18 protein-coding genes and 1 tRNA gene are annotated in these 25,635 nt (G+C 34.2%); 5 read left to right on the top strand and 14 right to left on the bottom strand.

Going from position 1 to position 25,635, the window contains the following annotated elements; all coding sequences use genetic code 11:
* Nucleotides 1–44: 44 nt before the first annotated feature.
* Nucleotides 45–1,064, top strand: coding sequence for a LacI family DNA-binding transcriptional regulator (locus tag WFZ86_RS00340; RefSeq protein ID WP_342690096.1), 1,020 nt, complete (start codon nucleotides 45–47; stop codon nucleotides 1,062–1,064).
* Between the two features lie 142 nt (nucleotides 1,065–1,206).
* Entirely contained in the window at nucleotides 1,207–2,232 is a 1,026-nt protein-coding gene (locus WFZ86_RS00335) for a LacI family DNA-binding transcriptional regulator (RefSeq protein ID WP_342690095.1), read from the top strand.
* Here the strand turns inward: WFZ86_RS00335 and queG are convergent.
* The 10 genes from queG to WFZ86_RS00285 all read right to left on the bottom strand — a co-directional run bounded on the left by queG (nucleotide 2,227) and on the right by WFZ86_RS00285 (nucleotide 15,577).
* Nucleotides 2,227–3,150, bottom strand: a complete 924-nt coding sequence (queG, locus tag WFZ86_RS00330; protein ID WP_342690094.1) for a tRNA epoxyqueuosine(34) reductase QueG — start codon at nucleotides 3,148–3,150, stop codon at nucleotides 2,227–2,229. The genes WFZ86_RS00335 and queG overlap by 6 nt on opposite strands.
* Nucleotides 3,151–3,152: 2 nt before the next feature.
* Nucleotides 3,153–4,175 (bottom strand): Holliday junction branch migration DNA helicase RuvB, encoded by a 1,023-nt coding sequence (gene ruvB / locus WFZ86_RS00325; RefSeq protein ID WP_342690093.1) that lies wholly within the window; start codon nucleotides 4,173–4,175, stop codon nucleotides 3,153–3,155.
* Between the two features lie 75 nt (nucleotides 4,176–4,250).
* Nucleotides 4,251–6,047 (bottom strand): cytochrome c oxidase subunit I, encoded by a 1,797-nt coding sequence (locus WFZ86_RS00320; RefSeq protein ID WP_342690092.1) that lies wholly within the window; start codon nucleotides 6,045–6,047, stop codon nucleotides 4,251–4,253.
* A 27-nt stretch (nucleotides 6,048–6,074) separates the two neighbouring features.
* On the bottom strand, nucleotides 6,075–7,232 hold the full coding sequence (locus WFZ86_RS00315; protein ID WP_342690091.1) for a cytochrome c oxidase subunit II: 1,158 nt from the start codon (nucleotides 7,230–7,232) through the stop codon (nucleotides 6,075–6,077).
* Between the two features lie 20 nt (nucleotides 7,233–7,252).
* Nucleotides 7,253–8,620 (bottom strand): quinol:cytochrome C oxidoreductase, encoded by a 1,368-nt coding sequence (locus WFZ86_RS00310; protein ID WP_342690090.1) that lies wholly within the window; start codon nucleotides 8,618–8,620, stop codon nucleotides 7,253–7,255.
* A 27-nt stretch (nucleotides 8,621–8,647) separates the two neighbouring features.
* Nucleotides 8,648–9,193, bottom strand: coding sequence for a c-type cytochrome (locus WFZ86_RS00305; protein ID WP_342690089.1), 546 nt, complete (start codon nucleotides 9,191–9,193; stop codon nucleotides 8,648–8,650).
* An 8-nt stretch (nucleotides 9,194–9,201) separates the two neighbouring features.
* Complete coding sequence (locus WFZ86_RS00300) at nucleotides 9,202–9,726, bottom strand: DUF3341 domain-containing protein (RefSeq protein ID WP_342690088.1); 525 nt, start codon at nucleotides 9,724–9,726, stop codon at nucleotides 9,202–9,204.
* A complete protein-coding gene (gene nrfD / locus WFZ86_RS00295) occupies nucleotides 9,719–11,122 on the bottom strand; it encodes an NrfD/PsrC family molybdoenzyme membrane anchor subunit (protein WP_342690087.1) in 1,404 nt (467 codons plus the stop codon). The genes WFZ86_RS00300 and nrfD overlap by 8 nt, the downstream gene beginning before the upstream one ends.
* Before the next feature lie 35 nt (nucleotides 11,123–11,157).
* The gene (locus WFZ86_RS00290; protein WP_342690086.1) at nucleotides 11,158–14,208 is read right to left on the bottom strand and encodes a TAT-variant-translocated molybdopterin oxidoreductase; all 3,051 of its coding nucleotides are present in this window, start codon (nucleotides 14,206–14,208) and stop codon (nucleotides 11,158–11,160) included.
* Nucleotides 14,209–14,242: 34 nt separating this feature from the next.
* Nucleotides 14,243–15,577, bottom strand: coding sequence for a c-type cytochrome (locus WFZ86_RS00285; RefSeq protein WP_342690341.1), 1,335 nt, complete (start codon nucleotides 15,575–15,577; stop codon nucleotides 14,243–14,245).
* A gap of 215 nt (nucleotides 15,578–15,792) precedes the next feature.
* Between WFZ86_RS00285 and WFZ86_RS00280 the strand changes: the two genes are divergently transcribed.
* Nucleotides 15,793–16,182: an SPOR domain-containing protein gene (locus tag WFZ86_RS00280; protein WP_342690085.1), complete on the top strand. Its 390-nt coding sequence runs from the start codon at nucleotides 15,793–15,795 to the stop codon at nucleotides 16,180–16,182.
* 89 nt (nucleotides 16,183–16,271) lie between these two features.
* On the opposite strand, the gene infB is transcribed toward WFZ86_RS00280, so the two are convergent.
* Genes infB through rimP form a run of 3 tightly spaced genes read right to left on the bottom strand, consistent with a single transcriptional unit; the run spans nucleotide 16,272 to nucleotide 20,911 of the window.
* Complete coding sequence (gene infB, locus WFZ86_RS00275; RefSeq protein WP_342690084.1) at nucleotides 16,272–19,127, bottom strand: translation initiation factor IF-2; 2,856 nt, start codon at nucleotides 19,125–19,127, stop codon at nucleotides 16,272–16,274.
* A gap of 52 nt (nucleotides 19,128–19,179) precedes the next feature.
* Entirely contained in the window at nucleotides 19,180–20,433 is a 1,254-nt protein-coding gene (gene nusA / locus WFZ86_RS00270) for a transcription termination factor NusA (RefSeq protein WP_159690096.1), read from the bottom strand.
* Nucleotides 20,434–20,446: 13 nt separating this feature from the next.
* Complete coding sequence (rimP, locus tag WFZ86_RS00265) at nucleotides 20,447–20,911, bottom strand: ribosome assembly cofactor RimP (protein WP_342690083.1); 465 nt, start codon at nucleotides 20,909–20,911, stop codon at nucleotides 20,447–20,449.
* A gap of 188 nt (nucleotides 20,912–21,099) precedes the next feature.
* Between rimP and WFZ86_RS00260 the strand changes: the two genes are divergently transcribed.
* Nucleotides 21,100–21,924: a universal stress protein gene (locus WFZ86_RS00260; RefSeq protein ID WP_342690082.1), complete on the top strand. Its 825-nt coding sequence runs from the start codon at nucleotides 21,100–21,102 to the stop codon at nucleotides 21,922–21,924.
* 62 nt (nucleotides 21,925–21,986) lie between these two features.
* Here the strand turns inward: WFZ86_RS00260 and WFZ86_RS00255 are convergent.
* Nucleotides 21,987–22,057 (bottom strand) — tRNA-Gln (locus tag WFZ86_RS00255).
* 237 nt (nucleotides 22,058–22,294) lie between these two features.
* Here WFZ86_RS00255 and WFZ86_RS00250 point away from each other — a divergent pair.
* Nucleotides 22,295–25,576: a glycosyltransferase family 117 protein gene (locus tag WFZ86_RS00250; protein WP_342690081.1), complete on the top strand. Its 3,282-nt coding sequence runs from the start codon at nucleotides 22,295–22,297 to the stop codon at nucleotides 25,574–25,576.
* Nucleotides 25,577–25,635: the final 59 nt, after the last annotated feature.

Genomic DNA, 25,635 nt, shown 5'->3' with positions numbered 1-25,635 from the left:
TTTAAAAGCATTGATTCTTCTAGACAAACCATTCAATTTTTCAAATGAATAATGCAACACTTAAACAAATAGCGGCACAGCTTGGCATTTCCACTACTACGGTATCAAAAGCCCTAAAAAACTATACCGACATTAGTGAAAAAACCAAGAAAGCTGTAATTGATTTGGCCCAAGAGCTAAATTATACCCCAAATAGTTTTGCTGTCAACTTAAGAACTAGTGAATCAAAAACTATTGGTGTTATCATCCCCACCGTTGATTTTCACTTTTTCTCTAAAGTTTTCAAAGGAGTTTTAGAAGAAGCTGAAAAAAGAGATTATTTGGTAATTGTGTTGCGCTCGAACGAAAAATTAGAACTAGAAAAAAAACAAATTGATTTATTGCTAAGCAAAAGAGTCGACGGAATCATCATCTCATTATCAAATGAAACTGGTGATTTCGACCATATCAAAAAGGTATTGGCACACAATACTTCATTGGTACTGTTCGATAAAATTGCCAAACTAGTCAATTGCTCAAAAGTGAGCATTAATGATCGCAAAGCGTCTTATGAGGCGGTAGATTATTTAATCAAAAAAGGGCGAAAAAAAATTGCTCATTTTCGAGGATCGTATATGCCTCAAAACGCAATTGATCGTTTTTTGGGATACAAAAAAGCGCTAGAAGACAACGGAATTCCTTACGACTCCTCATTGGTGTATGTTTGTGATAATTTTTCAGATTTTGAAGATGGCTATGCAGCAGCAAAAACAGCTTGTACTGAACACCCCGATTTAGATGCCATTTTCACCGTAACCGATTTAGTTGCTGTAGGTGTACTAAAAGCCTTGCAAGATTTAGCTATCTCGGTTCCTGAACAAATTGCGGTATTTGGATTTTGCAATTCGTTTGTAAGCGAAATCACCACACCCAAACTCTCTACCGTAGATCAACCCGGTTTTGAAATTGGTAGAAAAGCAGCTGAAATTTTATTTGAAGAAATTCAGTTAAAAAAGAAAAGACAGCTCATCGCTTATCAATCTATCGAATTAGAAACTTCGCTTTTACACAGAGGTTCTGCATAAACCAATTATTCTATTTTTTAATGTAAAAAAGTTAAAATAATCGCTAAAGCATTGAAAAATAATACATATCTTGTTAATGGGATTTAATTTTAATCAAACAAAAACCCAAAAGACATTTAAAACCTCAATTACAAATCACTTCATGAAAGAAACTACTCTTAAAGAAATTGCAAATACATTAGGTATCTCAATAACTACTGTTTCTAAGGCCTTAAAAAACTACCCTGATGTAAGTGAGAAAACAAGACAGGCTGTATTGGATTTAGCGAAGGATTTACACTATACCCCCAATAGTTTTGCTGTTAATTTAAGAACTAAAGAATCCAAAACTATCGGATTGATAATTCCAGAAGTAATGCATCATTTTTTCTCGAATGTAATTAATGCTATTATTGATGAAGCCGAAAAAAATGGGTATTTAGTAATCATTCTTCAATCGAACGAGTCAATTGAACTAGAAAAAAAACAAGTTGAACTTTTGATAAACAAGCGTGTAGACGGCATAATAATGTCGCTATCGAATGAATCCAATTTCGATGAGCACATTAAAGAAATTATTAATAGAAAAATTCCTTTTGTGATGTTTGACAAAATATCAAAATTAGCCAATTGCTCAAAGGTATTAATAGACGATCAAAAAGCAGCGATGAGTGCTACCCAACATCTAATCGACAAAGGATGTAAAAAAATAGCACACATACGTGGCCCTTTAAACCCTCAAAACGCGATAGATCGTTACATTGGTTATAAAAAAACACTAGATAAAAATCAAATTCCATATGATCCCACTTTAGTTTACACTTGTGAAAATGTAACTTTCCAAGAAGGATTAGACTTTGCAAAACAAATAATAGAAGAACATCCTGATGTAGACGGTGTCTTCGCAGTAACCGATTTAGTGGCTGTTGGAGTTTTGTCTTACTTTAATGATCATAAAATAAAAGTGCCTCAACAAGTAGCAGTAATTGGTTTTAGCAATTGGTTCATGTCTCAGGTTTTAACGCCAAAATTAAGCACCGTAGATCAACCCAGTCACGAAATGGGAGTAGCATCATTTCACCTATTACTAGAAGAAATGAATGCGCACAAAGAAAATATAGCGTTCGCTCCAAAAACTTTGATTTTAGAGACTAATATTATCGAAAGGGATTCAAGTAGAAAATCATAAAGCATTATCAATATTTCTGATAAGCCCACTCCATTTCGTTCGCTTAAGCGGAGAGTTTTTAAAAACTGCATTAAAAGTCTCGGATGTAATTTCCTCCCAGTCCTTTTTAGACCATTCAAGCATTTCAGGATTAGGATTGAACAAAGGTTCTTGATGAGGTTTAGAAAATCGGTTCCAAGGACACACATCTTGACAAACATCGCATCCAAAAATCCAATCGTCAAATTTCTCTTTGAATTCTGACGGAATATTATCTTTTAACTCAATCGTAAAATAAGAAATACACTTACTACCATCCACAACATAAGGCGCAACAATAGCCTGTGTTGGACAAGCATCTAGACAAGCAGTACAAGTACCGCAATGATCTGTTGTAGCATTATCATATTCTAAATCAAGATCAACAATTAATTCTGCAATAAAGTAAAATGAGCCAACCTTTTGAGTGATTAAATTACTATTTTTTCCAATCCAACCTAAACCACTTTTCGCAGCCCAAGCTTTATCTAAAACAGGAGCTGAATCAACAAATGCCCTTCCTGAAACTTCTCCAATTTCAGTTTGAATCGAAAATAATAGCTCTTTTAATTTGTCTTTAATTACAAAATGATAGTCTTGACCAAAGGCGTATTTTGAAATCTTATAAGAATCTGGATTTTGCACTTCAGAAGGATAATAATTCAACAACAAAGAGATTACACTCTTAGCTCCATCAACCAACAAAGTGGGATCGAGTCTTTTGTCAAAATGATTCTCCATATAATTCATATGACCATTCATTTGCATAGTCAACCACTTCTCTAATCTTGGCGCTTCAGTTTCCAAGAAACCAGCTCTAGAAATACCGCAAGACAAAAAGCCGAGTCTTTTAGATTCGGCTTTTATAAATTGAGTGTATTTTTCTTTGTTATTAATCACAGCTAAAACAATCCACCTTGAACATTAATTCTAACTTTACCTAGATGCTGATAAGCCTTCTCAGTTACCTCTCTTCCGCGTGGTGTTCGCATAATAAACCCCTCTTGAATTAAGAAAGGCTCATATACTTCTTCAATTGTTTCACTACTTTCAGAAACAGCAGTTGCCAAAGTAGTTAAACCAACTGGACCTCCTTTAAACTTATCAATGATGGTTGTAAGAATCTTATTATCCATTTCATCTAAACCATGTGCATCAACATTAAGAGCTTTAAGCGCGAAACGAGCTATTTCTATATCTATGGTACCATTACCTTTAATTTGAGCAAAATCTCGCACTCTACGCAACAACGCATTAGCTATACGCGGAGTTCCTCTACTCCTACCTGCAATTTCAATTGCCGCTTCCATAGTAATTGGCATTTTAAAAATAGAAGCACTTCTTTCAACTATTGTGGTAAGCAATTCTGTTGAATAATATTGTAAACGAGAAGAAATACCAAAACGAGCGCGCATCGGAGCAGTCAATAAACCCGAACGAGTTGTTGCTCCAATTAAAGTAAACGGATTCAAATTAATTTGGACGGTTCTAGCGTTGGGACCCGATTCGATCATGATATCAATCTTGAAATCCTCCATTGCAGAATAAAGATATTCTTCTACAATAGGGCTCAAACGATGAATTTCATCAATAAAAAGAACATCTCTTTCTTCTAAATTAGTAAGCAACCCTGCCAAATCTCCTGGTTTATCAAGTACTGGACCAGAAGTTATTTTAATCCCAACCTGTAATTCGTTAGCCAAAATATTAGCTAATGTGGTTTTTCCTAAACCTGGTGGACCATGAAAAAGGGTGTGATCTAAAGCTTCATGACGCTGATTCGCAGCAGCAACAAAAACTTTAAGATTCTCCAAAACTTGATCTTGACCTGCAAAATCATCAAAACTAAGAGGCCTTAATCTTTTCTCTATATCAAGTTCTTCAGAATTATAATTACTATTGGTTGGGTCTAAATTTTCATTCATTGGATAAAGATAAAAAAAGGGTTTGCAATAAAAAAGCCTTTCACAAGGAAAGGCTTTTTTAAATATATCTTAGAATTAGTGATGTAAAACTTCTTCACCAACTTTCATAGGAACATTCTGAGGAACAAAATCCTCATCATGCCCTGGTTTACTGTAATCGTAAGGCCATCTGTGAACTTCAGGAATTGCACCTGGCCAGTTACCGTGAATATGCTCTACAGGAGCTGTCCATTCAAGGGTATTAGATTTCCATGGATTTTGTTCAGCTTTTTTACCGTAAAAAATACTTACGAAGAAATTATACAAGAATACCAATTGAAATGCCCCTCCAATTAAAGCAAATGTCGTAATCAAAACATTCACATTTTGCAAATCATCGAAAAGAGGGAAGTTAGTGTTTGTATAATAACGTCTTGGTAAACCAGCTAATCCAATAAAGTGCATAGGGAAAAATACACCATAAGCACAAACTGCCGTTACCCAAAAATGTACGTAACCTAAATTCTTATTTAACATTCTACCAAACATTCTTGGAAACCAGTGATAAACACCAGCAAACATACCATACAAAGCAGAAATACCCATTACTAAGTGGAAGTGAGCTACCACAAAATAAGTATCGTGAACATTAATATCTAAAGTACTATCACCAAGAATAATACCTGTTAAACCACCAGTAATGAAAGTAGAAACCAAACCAATTGAAAACAACATAGCTGGGTTCAATTGTAAATTACCTTTCCACAAAGTAGTAATGTAGTTAAATGCTTTTACAGCTGATGGAATTGCAATCAACAAAGTTGTGAATGTAAATACAGATCCTAAGAATGGATTCATACCAGAAATAAACATATGATGCCCCCAAACAATTGTAGATAAGAAAGCGATAGCCAAAATTGACATAATCATCGCTCTGTAACCAAAAATTGGTTTACGAGAATTTGTAGCAATAATTTCAGAAGTAATCCCTAAAGCTGGTAACAATACAATGTAAACTTCTGGGTGTCCCAAGAACCAAAATAAATGCTCAAAAAGAACTGGTGAACCACCTTGATAATGTAAAACCTCTCCAGCTATATATATATCGGATAAAAAGAAAGAAGTGCCAAAACTTCTATCGAAAATCAACAACAAAGCTGCAGATAGTAACACTGGAAAAGAAATAATTCCAATAATTGCTGTTACAAAGAAAGCCCAAATAGTTAGAGGCATTCTTGTCATTGACATCCCTTTTGTTCTCAAATTAATAACAGTTACAACATAATTCAAAGATCCCATTAATGAAGACGCGATGAAAATAGCCATAGATACTAACCAAAGAGTCATACCAGTTCCAGAACCTGGAATAGCTTGTGGTAAAGCACTCAAAGGAGGATAAATTGTCCATCCTGAAGATGCTGGTCCAGCCTCAACAAAAAGAGAACAAATCATTATAACACTAGACAAGAAAAACAACCAATATGAAATCATATTCATAAATCCAGAAGCCATATCTCTTGCTCCAATTTGCAGTGGAATCAGTAAATTACTAAAAGTACCACTCAAACCAGCAGTAAGTACAAAGAATACCATTATGGTACCATGAATTGTAACTAAAGCTAAATAAATATCATTGGCCATTACTCCTTCTGGAGCAAATTTATCACCTAATAAAATGTTAAAAATTTTAAAAGATTCTTCTGGCCAAGCCAATTGCATTCTGAAAAGCAATGACATTCCAACACCAATAATACCCATAACAATACCAGTAATCAAGTATTGCTTAGCAATCATCTTGTGATCAATACTAAAAATGTATTTAGTAATGAACGTATCTTTATGGTGGTGTTCGTGTTCGTGATCGTGTCCGTGATCGTGAGCTTCTGCTGACATATATATACTTTTAAATATTTTAAATAATTATTTCATCGCTACTTTAACAGCAGCAGTTTCTTTTGACATACTTAAACTGTCTGGCTTAGTCGCACCATCCGTAGAGGCGGGAACTTCTTTAGAAGATTTATATTCTTTAGCTAAAGCAACTTTATCACTTAACCACTTTTTATAATCTTCAGGAGTATCTACAACAACTTTCATCTGCATATTGTAATGTGAGGCACCACAGATTTTGTTGCATAGCAAAAGATAATCAAATGTGTAAGGATCAAGTGCCGTTCCACCTTTAGCAACCAATTCAGTACTTTTCTTAGAACGTAAATCATTAATTCTAGCCACTTTTTCAATCATAAAAGGCAAATCTCTATACTCAGCTGTAGTATAAATAGGAGTAAAAGCAAATTCAGTAACCATACCAGGAACACAGTTCATTTGAGCTCTAAAATGTGGCATATAAGCAGAATGTAATACATCTTGAGAACGCATTTTGAAGTGAACTTTTTTACCTTTTGGAATATGTATTTCTGTAGCTAAGAAATCATCTTGAGCATTCTTATCAGATAAATCCATACCTACTGAGTTAACACCATCAATTAAACGAACATTAGCTTTACCAAGTACTTGATCAGCACCAGCGTATCTAGCTGTCCATTTAAATTGTTGAGCATATAACTCTATAACTACAGTATCCTCTTCATCATCAATGAACATTATATTAGTCCATGCATATAAACCGTATAAAATTAAACCAGCTAGAACAACTGCAGGGATTACACTCCAAATAGCTTCTAATTTATTGTTATCGGCAAAGTAAAGAGCTTTATTATCTTTATTACCACGGTATTTAAAAGCAAAATAGTGTAATAATACTTGAGTAATTGCTTGAACAACAAAAATTAAAACCCAAGTAATATTCATTAAACTATCAACTGTAGCCCCATGCTGTGAAGCAGGAGTATGTAGAGGCAAATCACCCCATTTCAACAAACCATATATTGTGAATACATAAATAAAAGCTAAAAAGCCAAACATTAAATATCCTTGTACATTGTTATCACTATCAGTTGCGATTTGAGAGTCATCAGATTTTGAACCTACTTGTGTAAGATCAAATATCTTAGTCAATTGCCAAAGTGCAACAGCTAATAAAACTAAAACTATAATTACCAACAAACTTGTCATCTGTTTTTCTGTTTAAAATATTAATAATGGAAGTGCTTACTTTCCTCAATAAAAGGATTTCTTTTTGGCAACAATGGAGCTTTTGTAAGTGCAGTAAATACAACATAAATAAATAACCCAAGAAAGAATAGGACCGATGCAATTTCGGGAATTCCAATGAACCACTGATCACCTACAGTACCAGGCATAATCATATTGAAGAAATCAATATAATGACCTAGAAGTATCACTGTACCAGCCATAACCAACACCCATGTAATTCGTTTAAAGTCAGTATTAATCAAAATTAAAACTGGAAATAAGAAGTTCATAGCTACAGCACCAAAGAATGGCAAATTAAATTCTTGAATTCTAGTAACAAAATAAGTAACCTCTTCCGGAATATTAGCATACCAAATCAACATAAATTGAGAAAACCATAAATACGTCCAAAATACACTAATACCAAACATAAACTTAGCTAAGTCATGAATATGACTAGTATTTATATGCTCTAGGTACCCTTTAGATTTCAAGTATAATGTAACCATACAAATAGTTGTAATACCACTAACGAAGAAACTAGCAAAAACATACCATGCAAATAAAGTACTGAACCAGTGTGGATCAATAGACATAATCCAATCCCAAGACATGATAGACTCAGTAACAATAAAGAAAACTAAAAAACCAGCAGACATTTTGAAATTCTTTTTGTAAAAAGAATTATCATCTGATTCGTCTTGAGCTAAACAATTTTTTCTTGAAAAATATCTGTAAGCATTCCACCCTAACAAGAAGATTCCTGCTCTAACAATCCAAAAAGGAAAATTCAAATACCCTGATTTAGTTTGTATCAATTTATCATGTGCAACTACTTCTGGATCTAACCAAATGAATAAATGATTAAAGTGAAGACCACACAAGACTAATATAACAAAGAATATGATAGAACCAATAGGTAAATAAGCAGTTATTCCTTGCATTACTCTAAATAGAACTGGTGACCATCCTGCTTGTGCAACTTGTTGGATAGCATAGAAAGCAAGAGTTCCTAATGATAAAAGCATAAAAAAGATACAAGCAACATAAACAGCAGCCCATGGCTTGTTGCTTAATTGATGTAAAACATGCTCTAAATGTTCTTTATGCTCAGCGTCTTCCTTAACATTATGACTAGACTTTTCAGCTTTGTCCGAATGAGAAGTAACAGCAGCATGTTCTTCATGAGCAACAGCTGGAGCAGCATGTGATGATTCTCCATGACTTCCGTGTGAATCAGCAGCAAGAAGAGCTTCTACTTCTTGAATATCTTTTGGTGCACTATAAAAACCATAACCTATACCTAACAAGCCTACAGCCATTAGAATAAGAGAAAAAGTTTTTAATCTACTTGAAAATGTATACATATCTATTACGATCAGTTTGTTCAACAATTATAATTCGCTTTTTAGTTTAAGAACATAGTCTACAACTAACCAACGCTCATGGGCACTCAATTGGTTTGCATGTGATCCCATAGAATTTAATCCATAAGTAATTACATGAAATACACTTCCCTCTGTAATTGGACGGTCAGCATAACTAGGTACACCAAGAAACTTTTCTCTTTCAACTAATTTCCCTTTACCATTTCCAGTTGCACCATGACAACTGATACAATAAATCTCAAAAAGTTCTTTTCCTTTTTCAGAATTTCTTTCCAATGAATCTAAAGGCGACTTTAAATTAGCTTTGGCTAATTCATATCCAGCAGTAGAATTTTCATATTCATACACATCAAAACCTCTTTTGATAGTACCTTTTACAGGTAATTGACCTTCTTTTCCGTCTTTAAATGCTTTAGATTCGGAATATGTCTCGTAACCAACCGATTCATACATGTTTGGAAAATACTGATAGTTTGGTGTCAATTTATCATGACAAGATGAAACTAACAAAGTAATACCAGCCAAAAGTGTTAATTTATATATACTTCTCATAGCTACAATTAATTCTTATCTATTACATTTACTTCAACTGCTCCTGTATTTTTGAAAAAAGAAACTAATTCTTCTTCATTATTATTAACAGCTACTTCCATTAAAAAATGATCGTCAGTAGTTCTAATATCAGGATTTTCGGCTTGTTTAAAAGGCCATAATCTACTTCTCATATAGAAAGTAATAACCATCAAGTGAGCAGCAAAGAAAACAGTCTCTTCAAACATAATTGGAACAAATGAAGGCATGTTCTCGATATAACTGAAACTTGGTTTACCTCCAATATCTTGAGGCCAATCTTGAATCATAATATAATTCATCATCCAAGTAGCGAATGAAATACCACACAAACCATAGATAAAAGCACAAATAGCTAATCTAGTTGGTGCAAGTCCCATTGCTTTATCTAATCCGTGAACCGGAAAAGGGGTAAAAACATCTTCAATATGATAATGCGCTGCACGTGTTTTTTTAACAGCATCCATTAATACATCATCGTCGTTGTATATAGCGTATATTACTTTATTACTCATGGTGTACATCTTTATTTGCTTCTCTTTCTCTTTTGTAATTATCTCCACTTCCTTTTAATATTGTTTTTACTTCAGCCTGAGCGATAACAGGGAAAGTTCTAGAATATAACAAAAACAACACAAAGAAGAATCCAATAGTTCCAATAAAAATACCTATATCAACAAAGGTTGGGGAAAACATAGTCCATGAAGATGGTAAATAATCTCTGTGTAATGAAGTCACAATGATTACAAAACGCTCAAACCACATCCCAATATTTACAACAATCGAAATAATAAAAGAGAACATTATACTAGTACGCAATTTTTTAAACCACATAAATTGAGGAGAGAAGACGTTACAAGTCATCATTGCCCAATATGCCCACCAGTAAGGTCCTGTAGCTCTATTTAAGAAAGCATATTGCTCATATTCCACACCTGAGTACCAAGCAATAAACAACTCAGTGATGTAGGCTACACCTACAATAGAACCCGTAATCATAATTACGATATTCATTAATTCAATATGTTGGATTGTAATATAAGATTCTAAGTTAGAAACTTTTCTCATAATGATTAGCAAAGTATTTACCATAGCAAATCCAGAGAAAACCGCACCAGCAACAAAGTATGGAGGGAAAATCGTGGTGTGCCACCCAGGAATTACTGAAGTAGCAAAGTCCATGGATACAATAGTGTGCACAGAAAGTACTAAAGGTGTAGCTAATCCTGCAAGAACAAGAGAAACCTCTTCAAAACGTTGCCAATCTTTAGCTCTACCACTCCATCCAAAACTTAAAATAGAATATATTCTTTTATTAAAAGGAGTAATCGCTCTATCACGTAGCATTGCAAAATCAGGTAAAAGACCAGTCCACCAAAAAACTAATGAAACTGAAAGATATGTAGAAATTGCAAAAACGTCCCAAAGCAATGGCGAATTAAAGTTTACCCACAATGAACCAAATTGATTTGGAACTGGAAGTACCCAATATGCTAACCATGGACGCCCCATGTGAATAATTGGAAACAAACCTGCTTGGATAACAGAGAAAATCGTCATAGCTTCTGCAGAACGGTTAATGGCCATTCTCCATCTTTGACGGAATAATAAAAGTACAGCTGAGATTAATGTTCCAGCGTGACCGATACCAACCCACCAAACGAAGTTAGTGATATCCCAAGCCCATCCAACTGTTTTGTTTAATCCCCAAGTTCCGATACCTGTTGATACTGTGTAAATAATACAACCCAATCCCCAAAGGAAAGCGGTTAATGCGATTGTAAATACAATCCACCAATGCTTATTGGCCTTACCTTCAACAGGTGCAGCAACATCTACAGTTACATCATGATAAGATTTATCACCTATAACTAAGGGTTTTCTAATGGGTGCTTCGTAGTGAGACGACATAATCCTTTATATTGATTCTTAATTAATTTTTTTTACTAGATATTTCTAACTTTAACTTGGTAAACCACGTTTGGTTTTGTTCCTACGTGCTCTAACAAATGGTATGATCTTTCATCTGCAGCTAATTTAGTAACTACGGCTTCTTTATCATTAACATCTCCAAATATCATAGCTCCAGAAGAACATGCATTTGAACAAGCTGTTTGGAATTCACCATCTTTGATTTCTCTACCTTCTCTTTTTGCTTTAAGAATTGTTGCTTGTGTCATTTGAATACACATAGAACATTTCTCCATAACTCCACGAGAACGTACGTTAACATCTGGATTCAATACCATTCTTCCTAAATCATCATTCATATGATAATCGAATTCAGTGTTTTTGTTGTACAAGAACCAGTTAAAACGACGAACTTTATATGGACAGTTATTTGCACAATAACGAGTACCAACGCAACGGTTATAAGCCATTTGGTTTTGACCTTGGCGACCGTGAGAAGTAGCAGCTACAGGACAAACTGTTTCACAAGGCGCGTGATTACAATGTTGACACATTACAGGTTGGAAAGAAACTTGTGGATTTTCTCCAGCCTTTTCCATTTCATTAAAAGTGGACAAAGAACTAGATAAACCAGCTATATTTTCTTTTCTTTCCACATCACCAGCAAAAGTACTTTCAGAAGAATAATATCTGTCGATACGCAACCAATGCATATCTCTACTTCTTCTAACTTCGTCTTTACCTACAACTGGAACATTATTTTCAGCATGACATGCAATAACACAAGCACCACAACCTGTACAAGCATTTAAATCAATCGAAAGATTAAAATGATGACCAATAGAACGATCAAAAGAATCCCATAAACCTACAGAAGTAGCTTCTACTTCTTTATGATCTAAAGATACCATAGGTTTCTCATTCCAAATTTCAGCATCTTTAGTATTGAAAATTTCTAAAGTTGTTTCCTTAATAATATCTCCACGTCCCATTAATGTTTTCTGACCTTGAACACAAGCAAACTCATGCTCGCCAGAAGCCAATTCAATGGTAACGTTTTGTAAATCATTAAAATCTTTATATAAAGAGTAAGCATTAATACCTACTTGCATTTCTTCTTTTAAAGCAGCCTTACGACCATAACCTAAAGCCATACCAATAGTTCCAACTGCCTGACCAGGCTGAACAATAACAGGTACATTTTCTAACTTAACACCATTAGCAGTTAAAGTCACATAAGAACCGTTTAAACCACCATTAGCAACAATTTCATTTGATAATCCAATTTTAGTTGCATCAGCATTAGAAACTGTAATATAATTGTCCCAAGAAACTCTTGTAATTGGATCTGGAAATTCTTGCAGCCAAGGGTTATTAGCTTGTTGACCATCACCCATACCAGTTTTAGTATACAATACTAATTCTAAACCTTTAGCACTTGATGCACTAGCTAAGGTATTTGCAGCAGCAGCATAGTTAGCTGTTCCAGCAGAAGCAACACCAACTGTACCAACATAAACCCCATCATGCAACACTTTATTCCAGCTTGAACCTGCAAAATTTGCAGACGAAACCGCTTTCAAGTAATCATAATATACACCAGGAATACCATTTAATGACAACAAAACATCTTGAAATTGTTTCGTGTTAAACAAAGGTCGAATTGTTGGTTGAGTAATACTATAAGAACCTTCCGTTAATTGCAAATCACCCCAAGACTCTAAATAATGAGGAACTGGAGCAGCAATAGTAGCCAATAAGGCAGTTTCATCTTCTTTGATTGTTAAAGCAACAGAAGTAGTAACTTTTTTCAAACCATCAACAAATGATTTGCTATCTGCTAAAGTATACACTGGATTAACACCACTCATAATCAATGTATGAACAGTTCCAGCATTCATGTCTTTTAATAATTGAGCAACAGCTGCATTTGAACCTTTTCTGATCAAACGTGCACCTGAAGTAACAAACGCTTCACTTGACAAAGCTTGATTAATAGCCAAAACTAATAACTGCGCATTTACGTCTTGAATCCCAGAAACCAAAACTCCTTTGGAACCTGCAGATTTCAATTGTTGAGCAGCTTTAGTAACTTCAGCTTTGAATTTATCATCTAGCTTAACTCCAACAGCATTACCAGTAACAATATTATATATTTGAACTAATGCCTGCTTTTGATTCGCAACAGTCATTGGAATTCTTTTATCAGCAGCAGCACCAGAGAGTGTCATATTGGCTTCAAATTGAAAATGACGTGACATTTTTCCAGCTTTAGGAATTCTGCCTTGTGCATATCCAGCATCGAAACCTCCACCTTGCCAATCACCTAAGAAATCAGCACCAACTGAAACAATCAAAGACGCTTTAGAAAAATCATAATCAACTAAGGCTCTTTTTCCGTAAACAGTTTGAAATGCATCTAACGCTTCAGAAGAAGAAACAGCATCGTATACAACATGCTTTGCATTAGGATTTTTAGCTGTAAACTCAGCAATCAATTTTTCTGTTGAAGGACTTGCTAATGTATTGGTAAGCAAAACTACTTGCCCCCCTTTTGCTTTAGCCTCAGCTATACTTGATTTCAACTTAGAATCAACTGAAGACCAAGAAGCAGCTTTTCCTGCAACTTTTGGTTCTTTCAAACGCATATTATCATACAACGATAAAATTGACGCATGGATTCTTGCATTTGCCGAGAATTTAGCTCCTGCAATTGTATTATTATCGATTTTAATAGGTCGCCCTTCACGAGTTTTAACCAATAAATTGGCAAAATCAAAACCATCAAAAACAGTTGTAGCATAATAATCAGCTACGCCCGGAATGATTTCCTCAGGTTGCAACACATACGGTATTGATTTGTTAACTGGTCCTTCACAAGCAGCCAAAGTAGCAGCTGCAGTACTAAAACCAACGTACTTTAAAAAGTCACGACGTGAAGTAGAAGAAGATAATTTATCACTATTACCCAAAAATTCATCAGTAGGAATTTCTTCAACAAATTCGTTATTCTTAAGCGCCTCAACAATAGAACTATTTCCGTCTAGCTCTTCAACACTTTTCCAGTATTTTTTGTTTGATGACATATTATATATAAATATTAAATCTTAATAATTTCTTTTAATAGTGACATTTACCACACTCCAAACCTCCCATTTGAGCAGCTGTTAACTTCTCAACACCATACTTTTTAGAAAGTTGTTCGTGAATTTTGGTATAGTACTCGTTACCTTCAGTCTTAACATCAGTTTTTCTATGACAATCAATACACCATCCCATAGTTAAAGGAGCAAATTGTTTTTGAATTTCATAAGTTTCAACAGGACCATGACACGTTTGACATTCAATACCAGCCACCGTAACGTGTTGTGAATGATTAAAATAAACAAAATCAGGTAAATTATGAATTCTAACCCATTTTACAGGCTGTGTTTTACCAGTATAAGACTGTGTTGTTTTATCCCAACCTACCGCAGCATATAATTTTTGAATTTGCTCATCATAAAAGGCTTTGCTATACTCAGGAGTAGCTGTAGTTTCAGCCACTTCAGAAATATTCTTGTGACAGTTCATACAAACATTCAAAGAAGGAATACCTGCGTTTTTACTAACACGTGCCGCAGAGTGGCAATACTTACAGTTAATTTCATTATCACCAGCATGAATTTTGTGTGAGTAATGAATTGGCTGAATTGGAGCATATTCTTGATCAACACCAATTTGCATTAAATACCCATATACAAAATAAGCACTGCACAACAACAAAAAGATAGCAGAAACCAATACTAAAAATTGATTTTTAGCAAATGCTTTCCAAATTGGTAAAGATGGCGTTTTAGGCTCAACTTCAATACCATTTGCTTTAGCAACTTTTCGTAATACATTATTAACAAAAAACAAAAGAACCACTAACATTGCCATTACTAATGCTAAAGCACCAAGTATAACATTATTACTAATTCCTCCTTCTTGATTTTGTTGCCCACCTTCATTTGCAACATTAGTACCTGGAGCAGGGGCTTCAGCTTTTGGCTCAGAAGTATAAGCTATAATATTATCAATATCTCCTTCAGACAATTGAGGAAATGCAGTCATTACCGCTTTATTATTCTCTTCAAAAACTTTTACAGCCGCCGCATCACCTGATTTAATCAAATCAGAGCTATTTTTAACCCATTTGTAAATCCACGCCATTTCATACTTAGAAGCAACACCTCTTAACGCAGGACCAGTGGCTTTAGCATCTAATTTATGGCAAGCTGCACAATTGGCATTAAAAAGCTCTTTCCCTTTTACAGCATCACCTCCTGATGCAGCAGCAGGTGCTGCAGGTGTAGCTGTAGCATCTACAGGAGCAGGATCTTGCGCAAACAAACTCAAGGATACAGTCAGCATTAATGCTATACTCAAACATAATTTCCTTGTAATCGAACTATGGTTACCCATCTTTTTCATATAGTTATAGTAATTATCTACAATATTGTCGTGATTTTTTGAAACGTAAACTATGACAAAAATCACTTTCTTTAAAATATTCGACAAAAATACACTTTAAGAACTATTCACAAAACCTTAAAATAACCTTAAATCCAATTTATATCCATTCTAAATAATAATTCAAAGCTTGATATTGTGATTAAATATTACTTTTGCATAAAAACCAATTAGTTATGAAAGCTTTACCCATCAATACTGCACTAATCATCGCATTCACAATAACTACATCGATAGCGAAATTACATGCACAAAATAAAAATTTAATAGTAAATCAAGATCCAAAAGTCGAACAATTATTGAATGAAAAAAGAAAAATAAACTCCTCTCTATCAATAAATGATCGATACAAAATTCAGATTTTTAGTGGAGCAAGTGATCTGGCTAAAAAAACGCTAAATGACTTCAAAATGGAGTATAAAAATGTTGATGTTACGATAATTTTCCAAACTCCAAACTACAAAGTATGGGCAGGTAATTACAGAACCAGAATGGAAGCAGAGAGAAATTTGATTGAATTTCAAAAAAAATATAAGAATATCCTCTTAATTAAGCCTTCAAAATAAACGTAATTAAAATAAAACGCCACCTATTTACTTAAAAAAACATAAAAAAAGCCTCAAAAATTTGAGGCTTTTTTTTACGTATCTATATATTATTTCAATTTCTTTTTGATTGCAACTTCATGATAAGCCTCGATAATATCCCGCTCTTCAATATCGTTAAATCCTTTGATTTGAATACCACAATCATATCCTTTAGAAACTTCTTTTACATCATCTTTAAAACGCTTTAATGCTAAAAGTTCTCCTTCAAAAATCACAACACCTTCACGAATAATTCTAATTTTTGCATTCTTGGTAATCTTACCATCCATAACCATACTTCCAGCAATAGAACCTACTTTCGATATTTTGAAAATCTCTCTAATTTCAGCAGTTCCTAAAACCTCCTCTTTCATTTCAGGAGCTAACATTCCCTCCATTGCATCTTTCAGGTCATCGATAGCAGCATAGATAATAGAATAGTATCGGATATCAATTTCTTCCTTATCAGCTAACTGTCTAGCATTTCCAGCAGGGCGAACGTTAAATCCAATAATAATCGCATCTGATGCAGAAGCTAACATCACATCTGTTTCTGTAATAGCTCCAACTCCTTTATGTATAATATTAATCTGAATTTCATCAGTAGACAATTTAGAGAATGAATCTGATAATGCTTCAACTGAACCATCCACATCTCCTTTAAGAATAATATTAAGCTCTTTAAATTGACCTAAAGCAATTCTTCGTCCTATCTCATCAAGAGTAATATGACGTTGTGTTCTTACCGATTGTTCACGCATTAATTGAGAACGTTTAGCTGCAATTTGTTTTGCTTCTTTTTCGTCTTCAAAAACATTAAACTTATCACCTGCTGTTGCAGCACCATCTAATCCTAAAACTGAAACCGGAGTAGAAGGACCAGCTTCTTTTACTACGTGCCCGCGTTCATCATGCATCGCTTTAATTTTCCCATGATGCTTACCTGCCAACATATAATCCCCTACTCTTAACGTACCGTGTTGTACCAGGATAGTCGAAACATACCCCTTTCCTTTATCCAAAAAGGCTTCAACAACCGTTCCTTGAGCAGATTTATTTGGATTAGATTTTAAATCTAAAATTTCAGCTTCTAATAATACTTTTTCCAGCAATTCTTTCACACCAGTACCTACTTTAGCAGAAATGTCATGAGATTGAATTTTTCCACCCCAGTCTTCCACCAAAAGATTCATACCAGCTAATCTTTCTTTTACTTTATCAGGATTAGCATTTGGCTTATCTATTTTATTAATAGCAAATATAATTGGAACACCTGCAGCTTGTGCGTGAGAAATAGCCTCTTTCGTTTGTGGCATGATGTCATCATCTGCTGCAATAACAATAATTGCGATATCTGTAACTTGAGCTCCACGTGCACGCATCGCGGTAAAAGCTTCGTGACCTGGCGTATCTAAAAAGGCAATTTTTTGTCCGTTATCTAAAGTTACCCCATAAGCCCCGATATGCTGTGTAATACCTCCAGATTCGCCAGCAATTACATTTTCTTTACGAATATAATCCAGCAAAGATGTTTTTCCGTGATCGACGTGACCCATTACTGTAACAATAGGAGCACGTGTAACCAAATCCTCTTCTTTATCTTCAACCACTTGAATTGCTTCTTCAATATCAACAGTGATAAATTCTACTTCATATCCAAATTCATCACAAACTATAGTCAAAGTCTCCGCATCCAAACGTTGATTCATGGTCACCATGATCCCAAGAGACATACAAGTACCAATAACTTTAGTAATTGGAACATCCATCATAATCGCAATTTCACCAACAGTAACAAACTCGGTTACCTTGATTGTTTTGCTTCCTTCGTCTAATGCTCTTTGCTCATCATCTGTTTTCTGACGATGCGTTTCTCTTTTTTCTCTACGGTATTTAGCTGCTTTGGATTTCCCTCCTTTTCCTTGAAGTTTTTCAAGAGTCTCGCGAATTTGATTTTTTACTTCTTCCTCTGTAGGCTCAACTTTGGCCACAATTGCAGGACGATTTCCTTTTACAAATCCGGGTCTAGCGCTTCTATTTGCATTAAAACCGCCACCTGTATTAGGAGTGATTTTATTTGGATTTGGAGCACCTGGTGTAGTCGGCGGTTTAGGAGCACCTGGTTTAGGCGCTATTCTTTTACGCTTATTCTTATTGGCATTGTTTCCTCCAGCAGCCCCAGGAGTGCCAGGTTTGTTTGGAGTAATCTTCGGATCTTCTTTTTTCTTTTTAGGCTTATTGAATTGAGATAAATCAATAATTTGACCCGTAAGTGTAGTACCTGACAACTTTTGATATTGAGTTGTAATAGTCTCTTCAACCGGCTCGACTGAAACTTGAGCAACAGGAGCCAAAACAGGTTTCTCTTCTACCGGAACCACCTCTTTAACAACTTCTTTTTCTTTTATCCCAGCAATTGGCTTAGAAACTGGCTGGTCTGTTGAAGGCTTTTCTGGAGAAATTGATTTAGTTTCAACAACAGGTTCAGTTGCTTTTACAGTTGGAACTTCAGACTTTTCAACAACAACAGTTGGATTAAGAACAGGAGCAGCTTTTTTAGGATTAAGATCAATTTTACCTACTTGAACAGGAGCAGTAACAACAGCTCTTGCTTTAATAATTTCTTGTTGTCTTAACCGTTCTTCGTCTGCTTTGCGTTTGCTCTCAATTTCTTTTTCTCTTTCAATACGCAACGCTTCTTTTTCCTTTCTTTTCTCCTCTCCTACTTCTTTCGACGCCTCTTTATTCCCTTTGTCACCAGCAAACTGACCGCACAAGACATTGTATACATCTTCAGAAATTTTTGTGTTTGGATTTGACTCAATAGCAATCCCTTTATCCTTAAGATAATCCACAGCTCTTTCTAAAGAAATATTCAATTCCCTTAAAACCTTGTTTATTCTAATTATTCTCTCTTCAGACATAAAACCTTTTTATTATTATCTTTTTTTGTTGTGTTGTTAGAAGAATATAGATTTAACTATCGAATTCTTCTTTCAAAATTCTCATTACATCTAGAATCGTTTCTTCTTCTAGATCTGTTCTTCTAACTAAATCTTCTACTTCTTGTTTCAAAATACTTTTAGCAGTATCTAAACCAATTTTCGCAAATTCTTCTATAACCCAGTCTTCTATTTCATCTGAAAACTCCGTCAATTCAACATCGTCTTCGTCAGCTGTAGCACCAGCAATATCTCCTTCACGAATTACATCTAACTCATAACCCGTAAGCATTCCTGCCAATTTGATATTGTGCCCACCACGTCCAATAGCTTTAGAAACTTCTTCTAATTTCAAAAACACTTCTGCACGTTTCGTTTCTTCATTAATTTTAATCGAAGACACTTTAGCAGGGCTCAATGCTCTTGTAATATACAATTGAATATTATTCGTATAATTGATTACATCAATATTTTCATTACCTAACTCTCTTACAATTCCGTGGATACGAGATCCTTTCATCCCAACACAAGCTCCTACAGGATCAATTCTATCATCATAAGAATCAACTGCCACTTTTGCTTTCTCACCCGGAATTCTGACCACATTCTTAACCATAATCAATCCGTCAAAAACCTCCGGAATTTCTTGTTCAAACAATTTCTCCAAAAACTTCTCAGAAGTTCTAGACATAATAATTTGTGGTTTATTACCTTTTAGCTCAACACTCTCAATAATTCCACGAACATTATCTCCTTTTCTAAAAAAGTCAGAAGGGATTTGTTTCTCTTTTGGCAAAACAATTTCGTTTCCTTCATCATCAACCAAAATTACAACTCTTGGACGAACATGATGTACTTCGGCAGTATAAATATCACCAATAATATCTTTAAATTGTTTGTAAAGATTCGTATTATCGTGTTCATGTATCTTTGAAATTAAATTTTGACGCAAAGCAAGAATAGCCCTTCTACCCAAATCTATTAATTTTACTTCCTCAGAAACCTCTTCACCAATTTCAAAATCCGCTTCAATCTTACGAGCTTCTGTTAAAGTAATTTCTTCATTTTCGAAATCCAAATCCTCATCAGCAACAATAACTCTTCTTCTCCAAATCTCCATATCTCCTTTGTCAGGATTTATAATAATATCGAAGTTATCATCTGAACCATATTTCTTTTTCAATGCATTTCTAAATACATCTTCTAAAATTGCCATAAGCGTTACACGATCAATAAGTTTATCATCTTTAAACTCTGAAAATGAATCGATTAATGCTAAATTTTCCATGCGAATTCTTTAATTAAAATGTTACTGTAACAATTGCTTCTTTAATATCTGCGTAAGGCAACTGAAGTTCTTTTTGAACGGTTTCCTTTCCTTTACCTATTTTTTTAGGCTCTCTTGCTTTCCATGACAAAATTATAAAAACATCGTTAGCTTCAACTAATTCTGCCTCAATAATTTCGCTTCCAGTTTTAACAATTAATGTTCTCCCAACATTTTTTTTATACTGACGAATCATTTTTAATGGAGAACCAACGCCAACTGAGGCAACTTCTAAAGAAAAATCTTGCTCCTCACGATCTAAGTTACTCTCGATGACACGGCTAATATCTATACAATCCTGGAGAGCCACACCAGTATCACCATCTAGCGAAACGATTATTTTAAAAGCATCAGTTATCGTTAAATCAATCAAAAAAACAGCCGGTCTTTCTAACAAAGCTTCTTCAACTAAGCCATTTACTTTTTCTTTAAATGTCATACTTTTATAACTATTTTATAAAAAGAGGGGACATTAGTCCCCTCATTACTTAACTTTTAATAAATAACGGTGCAAATATAGTGTTTTTTTACAAATCATTTTATTTGATTGCAGTAAAAAAAAATCTTATCTTTACTATAATATTTTTAAATAAAGGAATTTCTCACAATTAAAACCCCAAACTAATCATGAAACGGATTTTAGTCCCAACCGATTTTTCAATTTATGCAGAAAACGCATTAAAAGCCGCTGCACAATTAGCTAAAAAACACAATGCCGAAATTTTACTACTTCACATGTTAGAACTTCCTAACCAAATGAGCGATGCCATTTCAAACGGAAAAAGTATTCCAGAGGTAATGTTTTTTATTCAAAAAGCAAAAGAAACTTTTGCAGAAATTTTTGACCGTCCCTATCTTGATGACATTGAGGTAACCGAATTTATACAATTTGAAAAGGCATTTGACGGAGTACTTAAATTTACACAAAAAAACAATGTCGATCTTATTGTAATGGGATCTCATGGCGCTTCTGGTGTAGAAGAAATTTTCATAGGCTCAAACACCGAAAAAGTAGTTCGCCTTTCTGAAGTACCTGTTTTGGTAATCAAAAAAGATGAAGGTGAATTCGATCCAAAAGAAATTGTTTTCGCTTCAGATTTCTCAAAAGAAAGCAAAGCACCTTTTTCAAAACTAAAAGATTTAGCTGACAAATTGAATTCAAAAATCAATCTTGTAACCATCTGCACTCCTAATAGCTTTAAAACCACAGATACCGCCACTGCAACAATGGAAGCTTTTGCTTACGAATTCGGACTGACTAATTTTAGCATTACCATCTATAATGACTCAAATATAGAAAAAGGAATCCTTAACTTTACCAATAAAATTAATGCCGATTTAATTGGAATTTACACACATGGCAGAACAGGTTTGTCACATTTTTTCAACGGAAGTATTACCGAAGATATCGTAAACCATACTCATAAGCCAGTTTTGACTTTTAAACTTTAAAAAAGAAATGCCTCATGAAAATGAGGCATAAAAAAAACCTCTCGATTGAGAGGTTTTTTTTGTTGGTCTACTAGGACTCGAACCTAGAAAGACTGCACCAAAAACAGTTGTGTTACCATTACACCATAGACCAGCAGTGCGATTAAGCGAGTGCAAATTTAATACAAATTTTAAGTTGCACAAATTTTTTAAGCAGTTTTATTCAAAAAAAATAAAAATAATTTACAATCCAAAGTCTAAAAAAACGAAAAACTCTAGTTTTCAGAAACTTGCACAAGCCTAATACTTTTGCAGAAAATAATGTTAATGCTTGTTACGTTACATAAAAAAACATTTTCTTTGTAATTGAAATCAAAACCTCTAAAAATACATGGATAAGACCACTTTTAACTTTAATAAATGGAATACAATATTGGGCTGGATTGCATTTGGAATTGCTTTAATCACTTATTCCTTAACTGTAGAACCCACAATGAGTTTTTGGGATTGTGGAGAATACATTGCAACGGCTGCTAAACTTGAAGTTGGTCACCCTCCTGGAGCTCCACTTTTTCAAATGATGGGTGCGTTCTTTGCCATGTTTGCCACAGACAATCAACATATCGCTCTAATGGTAAATATGCTATCTGTGTTTTCAAGTGCATTTACAATTCTATTTATGTTTTGGTCGAGCTCAATGATTTTAAAAAAAATTATTGCTCGCGTTTCAGAAATCAACACCAATAATAACATAGTAATCTTAGGAAGTTCTTTTGTAGGGACTTTAGCCTATACTTTCTCTGATAGTTTTTGGTATAATGCTGTCGAAGCAGAGGTTTACGCGATGGCCTCTTTGTTAATTTCACTATTATTTTGGCTAGGCTTACGCTGGGAACAAGATATGGACGAACCAAAAGGTAATAAATGGCTTCTCATTATCTCATTAGTAATTGGACTATCCTTTGGTGTTCACTTTATGGCATTACTTACTATTCCAGCTATTGGCTTTTTATACTATTTCAAACATTACGAAAAAGTAACTATTAAAAATTTCATTATTGCTAATATTGTAGTAATATCCATATTGTTATTTATTTTTAAATTACTTCTTCCTTTAACCATGGCATTCTTCGGAAAAACAGAAGTTTTCATGGTTAACTCGCTTGGATTACCCTTTGATTCTGGGACTATTTTTGTTGCCCTTTTATTTGGTTTATTCTTCTACTTTGGATTAAAATACACCAGACAAAAAGGACAGGTTTTTTACAACACGATAATACTTTGCATTTTATTTATTTTAATAGGCTTTTCAACTTGGATGATGTTGCCTATTCGAGCCAATGCTAATGTGGTAATCAACGAAAATAAACCTTCGGACGCAAGAGAAGTTTTAGCATATTACAATAGAGAACAGTATGGCGCAAGCCCTTTGTTTTATGGATCACAATATACAGAAGCTTTTGCAGGTCTTGACCCAAATAATCCTTATTTAGACAAAGCTCCCAACTACGAAAGAGATTATAAAAGCGGAAAATATGTTATTGTAAACAACTTCAAAAATGCAGAACAAAATAGTGATGATAGTCACAAAACTATTTTGCCTCGTATGAGAAGTGCAGATCACATTGAAAACTACATCAACTTTACTAATCCACCGGCCTTTAGACTAAATCCTAACTATCCTTATGAAGAAGATTTAGTAAAATATGGCATTGACCCAAGTCAGTTAAGCGAAGAAGATTTAAATAAAGCTACCGCACAGGTTCGTAACGAAATTGAAAAAATTGTTGCAGAATTTAGAAGCGCCTACTCTCAGAAACAAATCGACAATAGTGGGTATATTAAATTCCTAAAAAGCTACGGTGACTACTTGATTGTAGACAAACCAACCACAGTAGACAATTTTACTTTTATGTTCGAGTACCAATTTGGCTACATGTATTGGAGATATTTAATGTGGAATTTTGCTGGAAGACAAAACGACATCCAAGGTAAATATGACAATCTTGATGGAAACTGGATTAGCGGCATTCCTTTTATGGACTCAATTCATCTTGGATCTCAAGATAACCTTCCGTCGGATGTACTAAATAATAAAGGAAGAAATACTTACTATTTTTTACCCTTCATTCTTGGCTTAATAGGTCTGATGTACCATGCTAATAAAGACCTAAAAAGTTTTTACGTACTCTTAACTTTGTTTTTATTTACAGGTTTCGCTCTTAAAATTTATTTGAATGAACGTCCATTTGAACCAAGAGAAAGAGACTATGCCTTAGTAGGATCATTCTATGTTTTTGCCATTTGGATTGGGTTTGGAGTTTATGCCCTTTATGAAAGTTTGCAAAAATATTTAGCACCAAAAATTGCTGGACCTATACTTATCGCAGGAAGTTTATTAGCAGCTCCTGTTTTAATGGCTTCGCAAAACTGGGATGATCATGATCGTTCGAATAAATATACCGCGGTTGCAATGGCAAAAGCTTACTTAAATTCGTGTGACAAAGACGCTATTTTGTTTACTATTGGAGACAATGACACCTTCCCTTTATGGTATGCTCAAGAAATTGAAAAAGTAAGAACCGATATTAGAATTGTCAATACTAGTCTATTTATGACCGATTGGTATATCGATCAGATGAAACGAAAAGCATACGAATCAGAACCACTACCTATAACTTTCAACCATGAAGACTATGTGGGTGACAAATTAGATTATGTAGCTCATATCCCAAAAATCGAAAACAGATGGGACATCAAAGACCTAATTACTTTTATCAAAAATCCAAAATCAATTGTTGAGATGGATAATGGTCAATCTATACATTTTTACCCTACCAATAAAATCAGACTTGCAGTTGACAAAGAAGCTGTAATCAAAAACAAAGTAGTTTCTCCAAAGCAATACGACTCAATAGTCCCTTATATAGATATCGATGTAAAAGGTCGTGCTCTATACAAAAACCGATTGATGATGCTTGATTTAATTGCAAATAACAATTGGAAAAGACCTGTTTATTTTAGTGGAGGCGCATATGATGACGAAGATTTTCTTTGGATGAAAAATTACCTTCAATTAGACGGAATGACATACAAACTAGTTCCTATTAAAACTGGAATACCAAAAGACGCAAGTCCATTAGAAATGGGTGGAATTGATAGTGATAAAATGTATGGTAATGTAATGAAATGGGATTGGGGAAATAGCGAAAACCTAACTATCTATCATGATCCTGAAACTAGGAAAAATAGCATCACCTATCGTTCTTACCTGTCCAGATTAATGAATCAATTAATTTTAGAAGGCAAAAAAGACAAAGCAAAAAACATCATCGAACTAGCCATGACCAAAATGCCGTTAGACAAATTTGGCTATTACTCATTAGTCGAACCTTTTGCAAAAGGATACTATGACATCAACGAAAAAGGAAAAGCTCAAGATTTATTAACAAAATTAATTGTGAAGTACAAAGAAAATCTTAAGTACTACAGCACCCTACCCCACTCTGATCAATCGGATATCGCTATTGATATCATTACGGATATCGAACGTTATCGCAGTTTATTATTAGTGATGAAAGAAAGCGGAGATTTAGATTTTTACAATAAAAATAAAGTACAATTCAATACTTATGTAACTATCTTCGAAAGATTTGGAAGAGAGAAAGAATAACACAAAAAACAACTTCTAATAAATGTAGCATAACTAGTTTGTGCTACATTTTTTTTATC

Source organism: Flavobacterium polysaccharolyticum (assembly GCF_038739875.1).
Classification (GTDB): domain Bacteria; phylum Bacteroidota; class Bacteroidia; order Flavobacteriales; family Flavobacteriaceae; genus Flavobacterium; species Flavobacterium polysaccharolyticum.
The sequence above is the reverse complement of the archived record's forward strand: the minus strand, read 5'-3'. Positions and strand labels throughout refer to the sequence as shown.